This window comes from Methanosphaerula palustris E1-9c (assembly GCF_000021965.1).
Classification (GTDB): domain Archaea; phylum Halobacteriota; class Methanomicrobia; order Methanomicrobiales; family Methanospirillaceae; genus Methanosphaerula; species Methanosphaerula palustris.
Genome location: NC_011832.1, coordinates 1184629 through 1201181, shown reverse-complemented (window position 1 = coordinate 1201181; position 16553 = coordinate 1184629). Strand labels below are relative to the sequence as shown.

Here is a 16553-nt window from a genome sequence, read left to right as displayed (position 1 = left end):
CCTGTTCATTTTTATGCAGCCATTTAAAAGAAGCAATTTTCGCCGCAATCTATAGTCCTATCTGATAGAAAAACAATCGTACAAAAGTTCTGTTGATCGATAAATCTGAATCAATATCCCATAGTAGAAGGACTGTGATGACTCATATAAACTGCTGGGAGTTCAAAAAATGTGGGCGTGAGCCTGGAGGAGTGAATGTATCGGATCTTGGGATCTGCCCTGCATCAACTGAAATACAAACTGATGGTGTGAATCATGGAAAAAACGGAGGTCGGGCCTGCTGGGCGATCAGTGGTACGATGTGTGGCGGGAAGGTACAGGGGACCTTTGCCTCAAAGATCGGCAACTGTCTCAACTGCGAATTTTACCAGCAGGTCCAGTGGGAGGAGAAACCCCGGTTTGAAACATCAGCAAAGATACTGGAGCGTCTGAACAAGGGATATCCACCTGAACCATGAGAAAATACGTCACTATCAGGGACTCAGACAGCACTATTGATCGATGCCATGAGATCCTTATCATCGACGGGAATTACCTGAAATCTTTTGGATGAAATTATCCTGCCCACCGGATCAACTCTCTGTCCAGATCTGTTTCCAGGAAGACAGAGAATTATAGGAAGTATCCTGGTATGGTTTTATTGGAAACAAATCATGCCCTCATACTATAACTGAGAGAAAACCGGGTGCGGGCCAGGAGAGATTGTGTAGTAAGTGCGTTCACCCCACATACACCCCAACCGTTAATCCTGACTGCCAGACACCTATTCCAGATAGATTGAAGGAATTTTCGTACAAGTTCACTCGTGCACAGATAAAGAGCAGGAACTCTGGTGTGGTTCTTTCCTCCTCAATACCCCATATCCATCCTGTGGAACACGTATATCAAATCGGGCACCCTGTCCATACACCCCTGTTTCTGTGATCGAGATCCCGGTTATGGCAAGGATCTCCCGTACCAGAAATAATCCCTGCCCGGTATTATTTCCATATCCCTGTTCGAAGATCCGTTCTTTCACATCATCCGGCACACCAACCCCGTCATCTTCACATGAAAGGATGAGATCCGTTCCAGATTGGTGGGAGTGGAACCTGATAACAGTTGCACCCACTCCATACCTGATGACATTGTCCATGAGGTTGAAGAAGACTTTCTCCAACAGAGGATCTGCGTAAACTTCCACATCCCCGAACTCGACATCGAGCCGGAGGCCATTCTGGTCAAGGGCTTCCCCAACCCGGGAGGCAATATCAGTTACATTCTGCCATTGAGGGGCTTTGACTCCGATATCCTGATACTCCCGGGTAAAATCTATCTGCTGCTGGATCTTCTGAGTCGAGCCTCTGATCTCTTTCAGGAGTCCTGCCACTTCTCGTTCCTGAATAATATCCAGCGCCATATCCTCAAGACCAATAAGCCCGGCCACAGTATTGAGGATGTCATGACGAATGATATTATTGAGGAGATTCAGTTTCCGATTGGCAGACCAGAGGGTGTCACTCATCTGTTTGAGTTCAGTTATATCCTGCTCACGCTCCATGAGTTCAAGCGCGATAGAGAGGTTATCCGTGAGTTCAATGAGCAACTGCACCTCCTCCTCATCGAAGAATCGCGGCTCATGGGCATGGAATGTCATGGCTCCGATAACCTGCTCTCCAGAACGAAGGGGAAATGCAGCACTTGAACCAAACCCATATGCGAGCAATGCATCTCTCCAGTCCAGAAGCCGTGGATCGTCACGGTTGTCAGCAGCAATATTATAAAGCCCTTTTCTAAATGCGATATCCGTTGGAGGGGCATCAACCGGGAGGGCATCACCTGGCTCGGCCGGGGGAAGCAGGGGATTCCCCGTTATGCTGTAATGGGCGATCGGATTAATCGTGTGAGTTTGGGGATCGTTGAGTCCTGCCCATACCATCACAAAACCCCCCTCATGCACAGCGATCCGACATGCTTCTGCGAGCAGCGCATCTCGATCCCGAAGACCAGTCGCTGCCTCATTGGTCTTGGAGAGGACGGCATACAATCGAGCGAGATGCTGGATCTGTTCCTCAGATCGTCGACTCTGGACTGCGAGACGGAGTTTGTGGGAGAGTTCAGCAAACTGAGACTTCGCTTCACCACCCTTCTGGAGGTAGAAATCCACACCATTATTCAGGGCTTCAACAACGACATCCTCCCGTCCCCTCCCGGTAAAGATGACGAATGGGAGTTTCGGGTAATCAGCCCGAACCTGTTTGAGAAACTGGATGCCATTCATCTCCGGCATGTCGAAATCCGAGAGCACGGCATGGTAGGATTTCTGTTTCAGCCGAACGAGTGCTTCCAGTGCCGACAGACAGGTTTCAACAGAAAAATTCCCCATCTTTTCAAGGAATAACTTTCCGATCTCCAGCAGCGCCGGGTCGTCATCTACATAGAGTACTGATATCATTATTCTCCTTTCCCGGCGCGGTAATCGTTTTCCAATTGTTCTGATGAAATTCTGGAGATTGAGGACGGTCCTTTATCTATAACCATTCGTTCTCTGGCCAATTATCATTTCGCTTTGTACGCCTTTTGGCGGAAGAACACTCTGCAGATGCAGGATAATTGAGGTCTTAACGTCAAGTCTGGAGTGGATGATACGTGTGCAGATTTTTTCCAGACATTCAGGATACATGGAAAGTTGATGGGTTTGAGAATTTTGACGCTTGAATAATAACCAGTCGCATCCCCACATGCCACTCCGCAAGGATTGGTAATGCAAACCAGACACCAAGGAATCGATAAAGACCTTGAAAACCAGCGTAGCCCTGACAGTGTTATTGTCGAAAGACCCCTAGAGTCTTTCAGGAACAACGGCCATGTCGCCAAATAGTCCTTGTATCTGCCCGTCATGGTTACCTTCATCGGTAGAATCACAGTGTTTGGAGACTGTTACTCAGGTTAAATTTCCGCGAAACGGGATCTCCAAAAATTGGAGATAATTATTTTTCAATCCCACGATTCAAGTCAAAGGGAGATGCATACCGGATTGCTGAAAGAGAGATCTGGGAATTACCTGAAAAAAGAGAGATGGGGCGATGGTGCTGGCATCAACACCGCATCTGGAGACATGGCTTTTCGCGTTTGTAGGACACATGTGGGGCCGCATCATACAGCAACCACCTCCCTCTGTGATTGGTTCAGGCTGTACAGGCTCTGTCGGGCGTCAATGAAATAATAACGCTCGACAAGGAATTGCTCTTCCTTTAACCTGTTCAATGCATACCGCACGGTCCGGGATGGCAGGGAGGTCTCGCGGATGAGATCCTTCTGTGTCAGTTGTCCACCCGATTCCAGCACTTTGTATACAAGCTTTGCCGATGGAGGCAGGTGCCCGATCTGTGCGATAGTTGTGTTATTCCCGTTTGCATTTACAACAAAAACGATCCCTCATAGTGGATCACCATACCAACATTAGAGTTCACAATTGTTAACTATTTCGATTCCCCAGATCAGATCGTGATCAGTGGATTCACGTAAAAAAAAAGAAAATTTCGCTATATATTTTAATTTCACTCGAAATTCATTGAATTTTCACAATTTTGATAAATTTCTTGTTATGCACATAAGAGATAATAATTGAGAATTAAATCTCCTCCGCGCATTACAGGTTTCATTGTTGGAACATCTAACATGGGTGGAATGTCTTACTCACCCCATAGTACAGTCGACGAAGCACCAGTCCGGTACTGGCTGCCGAAAAATCCCCGCTGTCCACTGGGAAAAGATATCCCTGAGGTTAGATGCGCCAGCACTTCAAACATTTCCTGAATGGGAGGGAACCAGGCATTGGCCTCTTTGCACATAGGAGAGATCAACAATGCAATCCTTGAACGCAATGAATCCATTACTCAGGCCGTGTCAATCCAGGAGATCCACCCATATTCCCAGAATACGATTCCACTCTTTGACGAACAGGCGTCATACAATCTGAAAGATGAGGACAAAATTGCCAGTAAATTAATCTATAAATATTTCCCGGGATAACGATAGTATGTCCAAGTCACAATTGTGAATGTCGATGCCAAGGTGGCGGAGCGGCTACGCGGCTGATTGCAGATCAGCTACACTCCGGTTCAAGTCCGGACCTTGGCTTTTTTTCATTCCGGAAGATGATAACCTGAATCTCGGAAATGTTTTTTATTTTTTATCAGAGTTGATACAAATGGAAGAGGGACTCACTGCTGAAACAAAGGCGCTCCTGATCAGCATCGGAAGCGCGGATATGGACTCGACACTTCTGCCTGCAGACTTAAAAACTGTTGCAACTGCAGGTCCTGGTGCGGGCGGGACGTCATTCTTCATCAGATCCGGCACTCACCGTGTCCGCCTCTCGCTCAAGAAGGAATCCCCATTAAAAGTAATTCCATGGAGAGAAGGTGTTGGAGTGGAGAGGGATGGGCACATCATTGCCTATGGAACACTGGAGTTGCCCCTCTGTCACTGCCCGGAGCAGGCATATATCACCGTAAGCGAGCGATGCATCTATAACTGTAAATTCTGCCCGGTACCCCTGTTGGATGGACGAATAAAAACCATTGATGAGATAACCGCGCTGGTCGACGCAGCGGTGACCCGGGGCACTGTAAAAGCAATCTCTCTTACGAGTGGTGTTTCTGAATCTCCAGAGAAGGAGGCACAGTATATGGTAAAGATCGTCAGGCACCTACGAGAAAGATATGATCTTCCCATCGGCGTATCCATCTATCCGACACCGACCTCAACTGAAGATCTCTATGCAGCAGGGGCTGCAGAGATTAAATATAATGTCGAGACGATGGATCCATCGATCTTCGACAGAGTCTGCCCGGAACTTTCTCTTGACAAGATTCTTCTCGCACTGAAAGGCGCAGTCAAAATTTTTGGCAGAAATCATGTATCTTCAAATTTTATTATCGGACTTGGCGAGAGCGATGCCTGTGTTCTGGAGGGTGTTGAGACACTCGCCAGCATGGGAGTGATCCCGAATCTGCGCCCAATCTCACCTCACCCACTCAGGAAAGGCGAAATCGTTGTCGAACGTCCATCGCCAGAGAGGTTACTCAAGTTGACAGGGATCAACAAGGCTGCACTCGATCGTCACGGACTCGATGTGATGAAGGCCCAGACGATGTGCCTTCCCTGCACTGGGTGTGATCTTACCCCGCATCGGGATCTGTAAAAGTTCGATGAGGAGAACGTTGATCATTTTTTATACAAGGGTTCTCTGATCTCAGATGCGATCTGACCGGTGTCAGCATGTCTGGTTTCCCAGTTTTTACATAGGAGATTGATATCTCTTAATTCTTTAATCAAAGCAAATATCAGGAAATTATTGAATTTTTGCACAGTACTGCGCAGCGCTTCCAATGCTCCCCATAAAAAGATCAGCACAATTTGCGTCACAACGTGAAGGTATCCAATGATTCAGGAAATATTCGCCGTATCCACAATTATAATATGTTCACAATTGTTATGTAATATAGTCAGATTCACAATCGTGAATTCTATGATAATGCCAGAGTGGCGGAGTGGCTACGCGGCTGATTGCAGATCAGCGTATCCCGGTTCGATTCCGGGCTCTGGCTTGGGGTCTTCCCATGAGTATCAAAATACAAAAAACATTCGAAGCACTCTTCGAACTTGAAGAGATCCGGGGAATCTTCAGAGAAGCAGTCCCCACCGGGCTCAATGCCGAAGAGGAGGCGGCACTCCAGAAAAAGATCACTGAGCTCAAGGCAATTATTGCTGATCTTGAAGCTGGCACCGGGACGCCTAAAGTAACCAAGATTGCAGGAACTCTGAATGTCCGTTCTCGTGAGGAACAGTACATCAATATCCACCCGATCCAGGCAGCAGGGCGATTGACCGATGAGGCAAGAAAAGCGCTCATCTCGTATGGTGATGGATATTCCACCTGCGATTTCTGCCGAAAACCGTTCAGGCTTGACAAGATCACCCGGCCCAGCATCGCAGATTTCCATGAAGATCTCGCAAAGTGGCTCAACATGGACCAGGCCCGTGTCGTACCCGGTGCACGCCGGGGATTCCAGGCAGTCACATCCACGCTCGTAAATAAAGGAGACAGCGTCATTGTGTCAGCACTTGCCCACTACACCGAATTCCTCGCAGTCGAGGGGGCAGGGGGGATTGTCAAAGAAGTTCCCCTCAATGACAAAAACATTGTGACCGCAGAGGCCACAGCCGATAAGATCGAGGAGGTCAAGACCGAGACCGGAAAACTTCCAGTGCTCGTCATGATCGACCACTACGATTACCAGTTCGCCAACGAACACGAGATCACTGCTATTGGGAAAGTCGCCCACCAGTATGACATTCCCTTCCTCTACAACGGAGCATATACCGTCGGCGTCCAGCCGGTCGACGGAAAGAAGATCGGAGCAGACTTTGTCGTCGGCTCCGGACACAAGAGTATGGCATCGGTGGCGCCGTCCGGGGTTCTCGCAATAAACGATGATTTCGCCCCGAAAACACTCCGGACCACTGCCATGGTCGGTGACCTGACCAAGCGCAAGTTCGGGATTAAAGAAGTTGAACTGCTCGGGTGCACGCTGATGGGCGGGACCCTGCTATCTATGATGGCATCGTTCCCAACAGTCAAAGAACGTGTGCTTCACTGGGATGAGGAGGTTAAGAAGTCGAATTATTTCATCGACGCACTCCTCCGGGTCGAAGGGAGCAAGGTACTGTCCGAGTACCCGAGAAAACATACCCTCACAAAGGTCGACACAACCGGAAGTTATGATACGGTCGCTCAAACCCATAAGCGTCGTGGTTTCTTCTTCAGTGACGAACTGACCGCACATGGAATCGTCGGAGAGTTTGCAGGGGCGACACGAACCTGGAAACTCAACACCTACGGTCTCAACTGGAACCAGGTCCATTACCTGGCAGACGCGTTCACAGAGATCGCAGAGAAGTATGAATTACCCGTTCAAAAGGAAAAAATTCAACCGAACCCGGTTTAACGCAACAGGTGATACACAGTATGACCCCAAATATCGTTAACATCCTATCGAAAATCAATCCCTTCAGTTCAAGGGAGGACACCCCGACTGAAGCACCAACGAAAGTTACGAAAATTACAGATAAAATTGAGGAAAAAATCATGACAGAAAAGAAATTCCGCCTTGGAACAACCTCCCTCCATGCAGGGCAGGTACCCGATCCGACTACCGGATCCCGGGTTGTACCGCTATACCAGACATCCTCCTATGTATTCAAAGATACGGAACAGGCAGAAAACCGGTTCGGCTTAAAAGAACTCGGGAACATTTACACCCGACTTATGAACCCGACCACGGACGTGTTCGAAAAACGTATTGCAGCCATTGAAGGAGGAACCGGAGCGATTGCGACAGCATCAGGAGCAGCAGCTATCACCTATGCGATCCTGAACATCACCCGGCCTGGCGACGATATCGTCTCTGCCGATAATCTGTATGGGGGGACATTCGAGTTCTTCCACTACACGCTCCCGAAGTTCGGGCGACATGTCATCTTTGTCGACTCCACGAAACCAGAGGAGTATAAAAAGGCGATTACTCCAAATACCCGAGCTCTCTACGCCGAAACCATTGGAAATCCAAAACTGGATACTCCGGACTTAGAGGCTATCTCAAAGATCGCTCATGACAACGGTATACCCTTCATCGTCGACAACACCACCGGTGTAGGCCTGGTTCGTCCCATCGATTTCGGTGTGGATGTCGTTGTACACTCGGCGACCAAGTACATCGGCGGGCACGGAAATTCCATCGGTGGAGTGATCGTTGACTCCGGCAAATTTGCCTGGAACAATGGTAAATTCCCTGAGTTCACCGAACCCGACCCCGGCTACCATGGTCTGAAGTACTGGGATACATTCGGGAATTTCCCGGGCCTCGGGAATGTTGCCTTTGTATTCAAGATCCGTGTCTCACTGATGAGAGATACCGGGGCAGTGCTCAGCCCGTTCAATGCGTGGCTCTTCCTCATCGGCCTCGAGACCCTGCACCTGCGGGTTCCCCGGCACTCGGAGAATGCCTTCGCGGTTGCAAAATTCCTGAGCACCCACCCAAAGGTTGCCTGGGTGACATACCCCGGGCTTCCCGAAGACCCGAACCACGAACTCACGAAGAAATATCTCACCGGAGGATTCGGGCCTCTTGTCGGTGTCGGGATCAAAGGAGGAGAAGTGGCGTCGAGGAAGTTTATCGACAACCTGAAACTCTTCAGCAACCTCGCGAACATCGGAGATTCCAAGAGCCTGGTCATCCACCCGGCATCGACCACCCACCTGCAGCTCACCGTCGAGGAACAGAAAAAGACCGGTATCACACCGGACTTTGTTCGGCTCTCCATCGGTACTGAGGATATCGAGGATATCATCGACGATCTAAAGCAGGCACTGGAAGCGACACCGTGAGGCAACACCCCTCACGGATCCACATTTTTATAGATAGTACGTTGGAACAGCAGAGGAAGTGTCGATGATCAGAGGGTCCCCAGGATCTGTAACAACACAGTATTATTATCATTCCTCACCGCTCGTACTTGAGGGTGGGGAGACCCTCCCTTCTCTCACCATTGCTTACGAAACCTACGGCAAACTTAATCGCGACAAGAATAATGCAATTCTCATCTGCCACGCCCTTTCGGGTGACGCTCATGTCGCAGGATTCCATGAGAACGATAAGAAGCCGGGATGGTGGGATTCCATGGTCGGTCCAGGGAAAGCTTTCGATACAGACCGGTATTATGTGATCTGCTCGAACGTAATCGGCGGGTGTCAGGGATCGACCGGTCCTTCCTCGATCAATCCTGTGACCGACAAAGCCTATGGAGCAACGTTTCCAGTTATCACCATCAGGGATATGGTTCAGGCCCAGAAACTGCTCGTCGACCATCTCGGAATCAAACAGTTGTATGCAGTGGCAGGTGGATCGATGGGGGGTATGCAGGCACTCCAGTGGACGGTGAGCTTCCCGGACCTGATGAAAAAGGCGATCGTAATCGCAGCGACAGGCTCATCCACACCCCAGCAGATCGCATTCAACGAAGTCGGAAGAAAGGCGATTACCTCAGACCCCGAATGGAACAATGGAAATTATTACCATTCAAAAACGGATGAAGCGCAGGGTCCGGTCAAGGGCCTCGCGCTCGCTCGAATGGTCGGCCATATCACCTATCTCTCCGATGAGTCGATGATTTCGAAGTTCGGACGCTCCCTTCAGGAGAAGGATCGGATCGGGTTCGATTTCTCGACGGATTTTGCCGTTGAGAGTTATCTCCACCATCAGGGTGATACGTTCACCCATCGGTTCGATGCCAACTCGTACCTCTATATCACCAAGGCGATCGACTACTTTGACCTGACAGATGACGGTTCTCTCGCAAAAGGGCTTGCAGGAATACACGCTTCATTCCTCGTCATATCAGTCTCCTCCGATTGGCTCTACCCTCCATACCAGTCGCAGGAGATCGTATCGGCACTGACGGCAAACGACCGCAAAGTCAGGTACAGCGAGATCCACTCGAAATTCGGCCATGACGGTTTCCTGCTGGAATCCGGCCAGATCAATTACCTGATCTCCCAGTTCCTCTCGAGAACCGTCGTCGGGGATGTCATGATAAGAGATTTCCCGACCATCGAGGAAGGGGCGACAACTGCGGTGACAGCACGGCGATTGGTCAACAAGGAGGTCAATCACCTGCCCGTATTATCTCGAAGCGATCGATTGGTGGGGATCGTCACATCATGGGATATCGCAAACGCTGTGGCAAAGAATTTCCTCTGGCTGGATGAGATCATGTCAAAGAATGTCATCACGACTGCCCCAGATGAACCAATCGAATCTGCTGCAAAGAAGATGGAAGAGCATTCCATCTCGGCCTTACCCGTTGTCGATGCCGATCAGCATCTCATCGGCCTCATCACCAGTGATGCAATCAGTATGCTCATTGGGAGGGGAACCGGATGAGAATCCTCTCCATCCATGCGTCTTCGATGTGGTACCATGCAACCAGAAAGACAAAACTAGCGGAGCCCATAATCGTCCGCGAGGACCGGATGGAGGAATGTGTCGTCCTCTTCTGTTGCATCGAGAAACTCGATGAGAATAACCCTGATCGTGTGATCATGAGTGCGCATCAGAATATTCTCCAGCGACTCGACAACCTCAAAGTCAGGAAAGTGTTGATCTATCCCTATGCACACCTGACGAGTTCACTCGGGTCGCCCCAGGTGGCGCTCTCGATTCTCAAAGGACTCAAAGATATATTTCAGAGTGAACAGATAGAAGTGAAACGGGCACCATTTGGCTGGTACAAGGAGTTCGAGATCAGAGGCAAGGGACACCCGCTCGCCGATCTCTCGATGACGATCTGCCCCTATGAAGGGACCGAATGTGATTTCACCTGCCCGTACTGCCATCACCCCTTTCAGGAAGCGGATGCGGAAGAGGTCGGCCGGCAGTCCGCCGACCATGCAGGAATCTATTCTGAACGACAGGCAAAAATCGGAGAAAAGAGATGACGGGTCCCCCAGTAACATCGGAAAAAGGGCTCATTATTCTGGGGTGCCCGGAGGCTTCAGCACAACAGGCGCTCGCACTTCATGTGGCGCACAACCTGAAAAAGAGGGGGGCTGAAGTTCTCATTGCTGGCAACCCTGCCGTCCTCAATCTCTTGAAAGTCTCGGATCCGGAGAAGCATTACATCACGAATACGATGACCCTCGAACAGTGCATCGGTGACGTGATCGAGAATAAACGGGACTGCGATCTCTGTGTGGTCTTTGCACACAACGATGCAGCGATCACGTATGCGGCGACGATGCGCTATCTGTTGCCAGAACGCAAAATGGTCGTGATTGTCTTTGGAAAAGATCCCGGGCCGCTCGCAGATGCGATACAGTTTCCCTGCGAGATCATTGTCGACAGGGCCGTGCACAACCCGATGAAGTTGAAGACAATGATCAACAGGGTGTTCGGATGGGATGAGAACCATCCCACATAGAGTAGGGAAGTCAGTCCCTACCAGTATCGAATGTGATGAGTCCAGGTTTTTCTCAGGAAAGAAGGAATGTCTTCCGACAGGCCATCTGAAGGGGACCGATCAGAGGGGCGCATCGGTTATGGTGATCCCGGCGGCAACCATACGTTCGCGGATCATGTCTGCAACCGCAAACTGTTTGTTCGCACGCAGTTCAGCCCTGATCTCCTGAAGGATACTTAACGGTGCGCTGGTCTCCCGGAGGAAATTTATCCCGAGGATCTCGCCAAACTCTTTTAATGCCAGAATATCCCCGCTGGCGGCAAGGGTCTGGATTGCTGCTAATGCATTCGGCGTATTGAGATCCGACTCCATGGCGTCGGTAAACGCTTTCCTTCCTTCTGGATTCTCCCCGGTATCTTTCTGTGCCACTGCCCGGATATGTTCGAGCGCCCGTGCCGCATTATCAAGTCCCTCATCAGTCGCCTGGAGCGGAGAACTGTAATGTGAGAGCAGGATGAAGTACCTCAATACATCCTTATTCCAGGTCTTGAGCGCATCCCGGATGGTGATGAAGTTCCCAAGAGATTTGGACATCTTCTCGCCCTTCACAGTGAGAAATCCCGTATGCAGCCAGTACCTGACCATCGGATGCTTTCCTTCCAGCGATTCCATCTGCGCAATCTCTGCTTCGTGATGGGGGAAAATTAGATCCAGTCCTCCACCGTGGATATCATACTGCTGCCCGAAGTATTTTTCAGATATCGCCGTATCCTCGATATGCCATCCAGGTCGACCCCGTCCCCATGGAGAATCCCAGGTATATTCCCCAAACTCCCCGAGTTTCCAGAGCGCAAAATCCAGGGAGTTCTGTTTTGTTTCATCAGTTATGCGACTGACACGATCCGTCCCGTGCTGATGGGACAGTTCTCCGTTGTGTTCGAATGTCCCCACATTGAAGTAGACACCTCCCTCGGTGACATAAGCCGCACCACGAGAGATCAGACGCTCCACCTGGTTGATGATCTCCGGAATATGGGTGGTAGCACGGGCATAATAACTGACCGAGTCGACCCCCAGAGCACGCATATCCCTCAGATATTCAATCTCAAACCTTCTTGAGAGATCGTGCTGGGAAACGTTCTCCGCATTCGCACGGTTGATAATCTTGTCATCCACATCCGTGATATTCTGAAGATAGAAGACTTCCTTTCCAGTCCACCGAAGATATTTGGCCAGTACGTCAAAGACCACATATGTCCTGGCATGACCCAGATGCGAGTAGTCATACACCGTCGGACCACAGACGAACATCGAAACCCTGTTCGGATTGAGGGTCACGAGGGGTTCTACGGTTCTCAACAACGTACTGTATAATTCCATGATATCAAGCTCCCAGAATAAAACGCCGGCAGGAGGAGTCGAACCTCCGAACATTCGCTTTGCAGACGAAGGCATTAACCGTTCTGCCACACCGGCATAAGTAATTTATCTTCACTATGAGATTTCCGGAAAGAATCCCGCTGATCCCACTTACCTACAAAGGTAGGACCATTCTAGCAATTAAACATCGTGTTTAGGCAGTATTTGATGGAATGTTTCTTTTTTATATAGACAGGTTCATTCTTCAGATGATATGGGCAAAGATCCTTTTCAGGAGGTGTATCCAAGTTCACACAGGATGGATTCGTTCGCCAGGCCCTTGGGGCGGGATGATGAAATTTCCCCAATAACAATATTTTTATAACCACATACAGAAACAAGTAGTAACCAATCATCACGATCGTGAACATGACACCGATACCCCATCAACCAGAATCCCGGGATGGAATTCCCACCAATACAATAGGTTTCAGGTACGACCACGTGTCTATGGCAATCACCCAACGTAACCATGCTACTCCTTCTTTCTTCCAATTTTTCTCCCCGATTCCTGCTTGTTGTGGATAACCACCAATGTAAGGATTGCGTTTTCCGGAATTTTTACCAAAAGCCGGATTATGACGTGATCCCGAGTGCAAGTATTTTTCTAAAAAACAGGAATCCGTGAGAACCAGAAAAGAGGACCAGAACATGAACGAATGGATGGATGAGAATGAGATATTATGACAATATTTTAGAATTGATCGGGAATACGCCGCTTGTTCGGATCAGGAATGTGATGCCGGCAGGAACACGTCCGCTGGTGCTTGGAAAAGTCGAGAGCCTCAACCCCGGGGGGAGTGTCAAGGACAGGATTGCCGCCAATATGGTCTTTGAGGCGGAACGAACCGGGCAGATCCATCCAGGGGGAACGATCGTCGAACCCACGTCAGGAAATACCGGGGTGGGGTTAGCGATTGCTGCTGCTTCACGCGGGTACCGGGCGATCTTTACCCTGCCAGATAAGATGAGCAAAGACAAGGAGATTCTGTTGCAGGTGTACGGCGCCGAGGTGATCAGGACGCCGACCAACGTGCCTCCTGAAGATGAACGCAGTTATTACAAGGTTGCTGAGAGAGTGGGGCGTGAAACACCGGGATCGTTCCTTCCAAACCAGTTTGAGAATATCAACAACCCTGCTGCGCATTATGCCACAACCGGTCCTGAGATCTGGAAGGATACCGACGGGCGTATCACCCATTTTATAGCCGGTATCGGGACAGGAGGCACCATATCTGGAATCGGGCGCTATCTCAAGGAGAAAAATCCGGATATAAAGATCATCGGGGTCGACCCCGAAGGCTCCATTTACCATCACGTTTTTTACGGGACCGAGCCGGAATCCCACCCCTACAAAGTTGAAGGGACCGGGGAGGAGTTCATCCCGAAGACCGTGGACCTGACCGTGATCGATGATGTGATCGTGGTTGAGGATAAAGATGCATTTGAGATGACCAGAAGGCTGGCTCGCGAGGAGGGGCTGCTGGTCGGCGGGACGGCCGGAGCTTCCATGGTTGCGGCAGCTTCTGTTGCACAGAATCTTTCAGAAGATGATCTCCTGGTGGTGCTGCTCCCGGATACCGGACGCAATTACATGACTACGATCTTCAACGATGATTGGATGAGAGAGAATGGATTTTTGGATGTGATTTAAGAATGGGGTTTGATACAAAAGCAATTCATGCCGGCGAAGAACCGGACCTTACAGGACATCCCAGCGGAGATGTCGTCGTTCCGATTCACCTGGCGTCCACATTTGCCCGCCGGGATGTCGATGAGCCAACCGGGGGCTTTGAATATTCCCGAAGCGGAAACCCCACGCGGTTTGCACTTGAACAGAAACTTGCTGCGATTGAGAACGCACGATTTGGCCTGGCATTCTCCTCAGGGCTGGCAGCCGAGACCACGCTCTGCCTGAGCCTGCTCAGGGGAGGCGATCATGTGGTCGCCTTTGACGATCTCTATGGAGGGACGAGGCGCCTTTTTAGCCAGGTGTTTCAGGAACAGTTCGATATCGAATTCTCGTTCGTCGACGCTCGGGACCCGGAGAATGTGAAGGCAGCGATCCGGAAAAACACCCGTCTCATATGGCTGGAGTCGCCGACAAATCCTTTACTGAGACTCTGTGATATTCAGGAGATCGCGAAAATCGCCCATGAAGCCGGGGCTCTCGTCGTCGTGGACAATACATTTGCAAGCCCGTATTTCCAGCATCCAATCGAACGAGGGGCGGACGTCGTGGTGCACAGCACGACCAAGTACATCAATGGCCACAGCGATTCGGTGGGCGGGGCGCTGATAACATCCGATGAAGACCTGAACAAAAAGTTCCGGTTTCACCAGAACGCGGCGGGGGCGATTCTCTCTCCGTTCGACAGTTTTCTCGTCTCCCGGGGGATCAAGACACTGGCATTGCGGATGGAACGGCATGAGAAGAATGCACTTCTGGTGGCGCAGTTCTTATCAACGCACAAAAAAGTTGTTGCAGTCCATTATCCGGGTCTTGCATCGCATCCCCAGTATGCACTGGCACGAAAACAGATGACCGGCTTCTCAGGTATGCTCTCCTTCGAACTGAAGGGCGGGGAGGCAGAGGCGAAGACGTTCCTCAGAAACCTGCGGTTATTCGCACTCGGAGAGAGCCTTGGTGGGGTCGAGTCCCTGATCGAGCACCCGGCAACAATGACCCATGCGTCCATTCCATATGCAGAACGCCAAAAAGTGGGCGTGAGCGATTCCCTGGTTCGGATCTCCGTAGGTATCGAAAACGTGGAAGATCTCATTGCAGATCTCGATCAGGCATTGGGATCCATCTGAATCCCAGAGAAAATTCAGTCCAAGTGTCTCATAACAATTATATCAGACAGAGGATGAATAGGTGCATGAGGTTCCAGCCGGAGCTGTATTAAAAAATCAGGGAACCCCCTCCTTTTTGTGATAGCATGGTGATTCACCTTCATTCGTTTTGCACTGATCGTTCAATCCAGAACAACCGGTGAGCAAAGACTCATGAGTTCTGGATAACGATCGGTATCGAAAGCCGGCTCGTAAATCGTATCGCCAGATCAGCGTGACCATCCATCCGTCCAGAAATTCACCTACATGATGATAATTTCAGGACCGGATCTGAGGGGATCAGGATCATACCAATTCTACGCACGTGAAAGGAACCAGATTACCAATCTGTATCAGTGAAGGATCCCATCATTGTAGTGATGGGGGCCGGGGTGGATTGAACGGATCAGGGATGGTTCAAAGATCGCATCTTCCCCCACATGCTGTGAGATATATCCCAGTTCATACAGGGTGCGCATGAACTTCAGGGTGGAGGAGATGTATTCTGGAGGGAGGGAGGCGCAGTACTTGGGGGATATGCCATACGTATCCATCACAAACTCCAAGTCAACCATGCCGGTTGTTCTCGCCACAATGCCGGCTGCAGATCGCGGGTCATGCCGGATCAGTTCGCATGCGTCTTCATGGGCAGAAAGGAAGTGCAAGAGGAGATCCTTTTGTTCAAGCATCCGCCGCATGACCACGATCCCATAGCTCGGATTGAAGGGCCAGATTTTATCCGGAGGAACCATCAGATTCGCTCTCCCATAACGCCGTGCGGTTACAGCAAGGGCAGGGGTACCGGCAGCGGCAGCAATCTCCCCTTTAGCGAGAGCATCGGGAAGAAAGTCTGCCCAGGGATAATTCTTCACTGCAACATCGTCAATACTGTGTTCCCGCAGTAACTCGCGAACAATAACATCGTGGATGGATCCCTGTGGAGGGGTGCCGATCGCTTTACCGGAGAACTGTTCGAGAAACTCGGACATGCTGCAAAACGCAGTAAGAGGAAGGATCTCCTCACCGGCGATGATGATCGTACCCTCAATATGTCCGCCTGCGATGCAGGCAAGGGGCAGCCCGTGATCGATCCCGATGATCACTGGGGGGAGACCGATATATCCAAGATCAAGGGTCCCGGCCTGCATGGCCTTGATGATGTCAGGGCCAGATGGAAATAGTTTCCAGGTCGCTTCAATGCCGCGATCTTCGAGAATCTGCGAGCCTCGCAGCAGGAATGCAGTATGGTACATCGTTGAAAGATGGCCGATTCTGAGAGATTGTTGAGCAGACAT

14 protein-coding genes and 3 tRNA genes are annotated in these 16553 nt (G+C 50.3%); 11 read left to right on the top strand and 6 right to left on the bottom strand.

Annotated elements, in window-relative coordinates; genetic code table 11:
- Window positions 1-137 precede the first annotated feature (137 nt).
- Window positions 138-458, top strand: coding sequence for a two-CW domain-containing protein (locus MPAL_RS05825; RefSeq protein WP_012617830.1), 321 nt, complete (start codon window positions 138-140; stop codon window positions 456-458).
- 341 nt (window positions 459-799) lie between these two features.
- Here MPAL_RS05825 and MPAL_RS14360 read toward each other — a convergent pair whose 3' ends face one another.
- Window positions 800-2434 (bottom strand): response regulator, encoded by a 1635-nt coding sequence (locus MPAL_RS14360; RefSeq protein WP_012617828.1) that lies wholly within the window; start codon window positions 2432-2434, stop codon window positions 800-802.
- A gap of 701 nt (window positions 2435-3135) precedes the next feature.
- Window positions 3136-3327, bottom strand: coding sequence for a winged helix-turn-helix transcriptional regulator (locus MPAL_RS15055; protein WP_236610442.1), 192 nt, complete (start codon window positions 3325-3327; stop codon window positions 3136-3138).
- 723 nt (window positions 3328-4050) lie between these two features.
- Between MPAL_RS15055 and MPAL_RS05810 the strand changes: the two genes are divergently transcribed.
- From MPAL_RS05810 to MPAL_RS05770, 8 genes are all read left to right on the top strand, one after another.
- Window positions 4051-4122: transfer RNA gene (locus tag MPAL_RS05810), tRNA-Cys, on the top strand.
- A gap of 70 nt (window positions 4123-4192) precedes the next feature.
- Window positions 4193-5188: a radical SAM protein gene (locus MPAL_RS05805; protein ID WP_012617826.1), complete on the top strand. Its 996-nt coding sequence runs from the start codon at window positions 4193-4195 to the stop codon at window positions 5186-5188.
- 335 nt (window positions 5189-5523) lie between these two features.
- A tRNA-Cys gene (locus tag MPAL_RS05795) sits at window positions 5524-5594 on the top strand.
- 12 nt (window positions 5595-5606) lie between these two features.
- Complete coding sequence (gene pscS / locus MPAL_RS05790) at window positions 5607-6995, top strand: O-phospho-L-seryl-tRNA:Cys-tRNA synthase (RefSeq protein ID WP_012617825.1); 1389 nt, start codon at window positions 5607-5609, stop codon at window positions 6993-6995.
- A 140-nt stretch (window positions 6996-7135) separates the two neighbouring features.
- A complete protein-coding gene (locus MPAL_RS05785) occupies window positions 7136-8434 on the top strand; it encodes an O-acetylhomoserine aminocarboxypropyltransferase/cysteine synthase family protein (protein ID WP_012617824.1) in 1299 nt (432 codons plus the stop codon).
- Between the two features lie 64 nt (window positions 8435-8498).
- Complete coding sequence (gene metX / locus MPAL_RS05780; protein ID WP_012617823.1) at window positions 8499-9989, top strand: homoserine O-acetyltransferase MetX; 1491 nt, start codon at window positions 8499-8501, stop codon at window positions 9987-9989.
- Complete coding sequence (locus tag MPAL_RS05775) at window positions 9986-10543, top strand: threonyl-tRNA synthetase editing domain-containing protein (RefSeq protein ID WP_012617822.1); 558 nt, start codon at window positions 9986-9988, stop codon at window positions 10541-10543. The genes metX and MPAL_RS05775 overlap by 4 nt, the downstream gene beginning before the upstream one ends.
- A complete protein-coding gene (locus MPAL_RS05770; RefSeq protein WP_012617821.1) occupies window positions 10540-11025 on the top strand; it encodes a DUF1890 domain-containing protein in 486 nt (161 codons plus the stop codon). The genes MPAL_RS05775 and MPAL_RS05770 overlap by 4 nt, the downstream gene beginning before the upstream one ends.
- A gap of 99 nt (window positions 11026-11124) precedes the next feature.
- On the opposite strand, the gene cysS is transcribed toward MPAL_RS05770, so the two are convergent.
- The 3 genes from cysS to MPAL_RS15740 form a co-directional block, all read right to left on the bottom strand.
- Complete coding sequence (gene cysS / locus MPAL_RS05765) at window positions 11125-12384, bottom strand: cysteine--tRNA ligase (protein WP_012617820.1); 1260 nt, start codon at window positions 12382-12384, stop codon at window positions 11125-11127.
- 23 nt (window positions 12385-12407) lie between these two features.
- Window positions 12408-12480 (bottom strand) — tRNA-Cys (locus tag MPAL_RS05760).
- Between the two features lie 329 nt (window positions 12481-12809).
- On the bottom strand, window positions 12810-13076 hold the full coding sequence (locus MPAL_RS15740; RefSeq protein ID WP_148208152.1) for a hypothetical protein: 267 nt from the start codon (window positions 13074-13076) through the stop codon (window positions 12810-12812).
- A 20-nt stretch (window positions 13077-13096) separates the two neighbouring features.
- Between MPAL_RS15740 and MPAL_RS05755 the strand changes: the two genes are divergently transcribed.
- Both MPAL_RS05755 and MPAL_RS05750 read left to right on the top strand, forming a co-directional pair.
- Window positions 13097-14077 carry a pyridoxal-phosphate dependent enzyme gene (locus tag MPAL_RS05755; protein ID WP_012617819.1) on the top strand — a complete coding sequence of 327 codons (981 nt, stop codon included), beginning with the start codon at window positions 13097-13099 and terminating at the stop codon, window positions 14075-14077.
- 2 nt (window positions 14078-14079) lie between these two features.
- The gene (locus MPAL_RS05750) at window positions 14080-15240 is read left to right on the top strand and encodes a cystathionine gamma-synthase (RefSeq protein WP_012617818.1); all 1161 of its coding nucleotides are present in this window, start codon (window positions 14080-14082) and stop codon (window positions 15238-15240) included.
- Between the two features lie 371 nt (window positions 15241-15611).
- On the opposite strand, the gene MPAL_RS05745 is transcribed toward MPAL_RS05750, so the two are convergent.
- The gene (locus MPAL_RS05745; protein WP_012617817.1) at window positions 15612-16553 is read right to left on the bottom strand and encodes an ABC transporter substrate-binding protein; all 942 of its coding nucleotides are present in this window, start codon (window positions 16551-16553) and stop codon (window positions 15612-15614) included.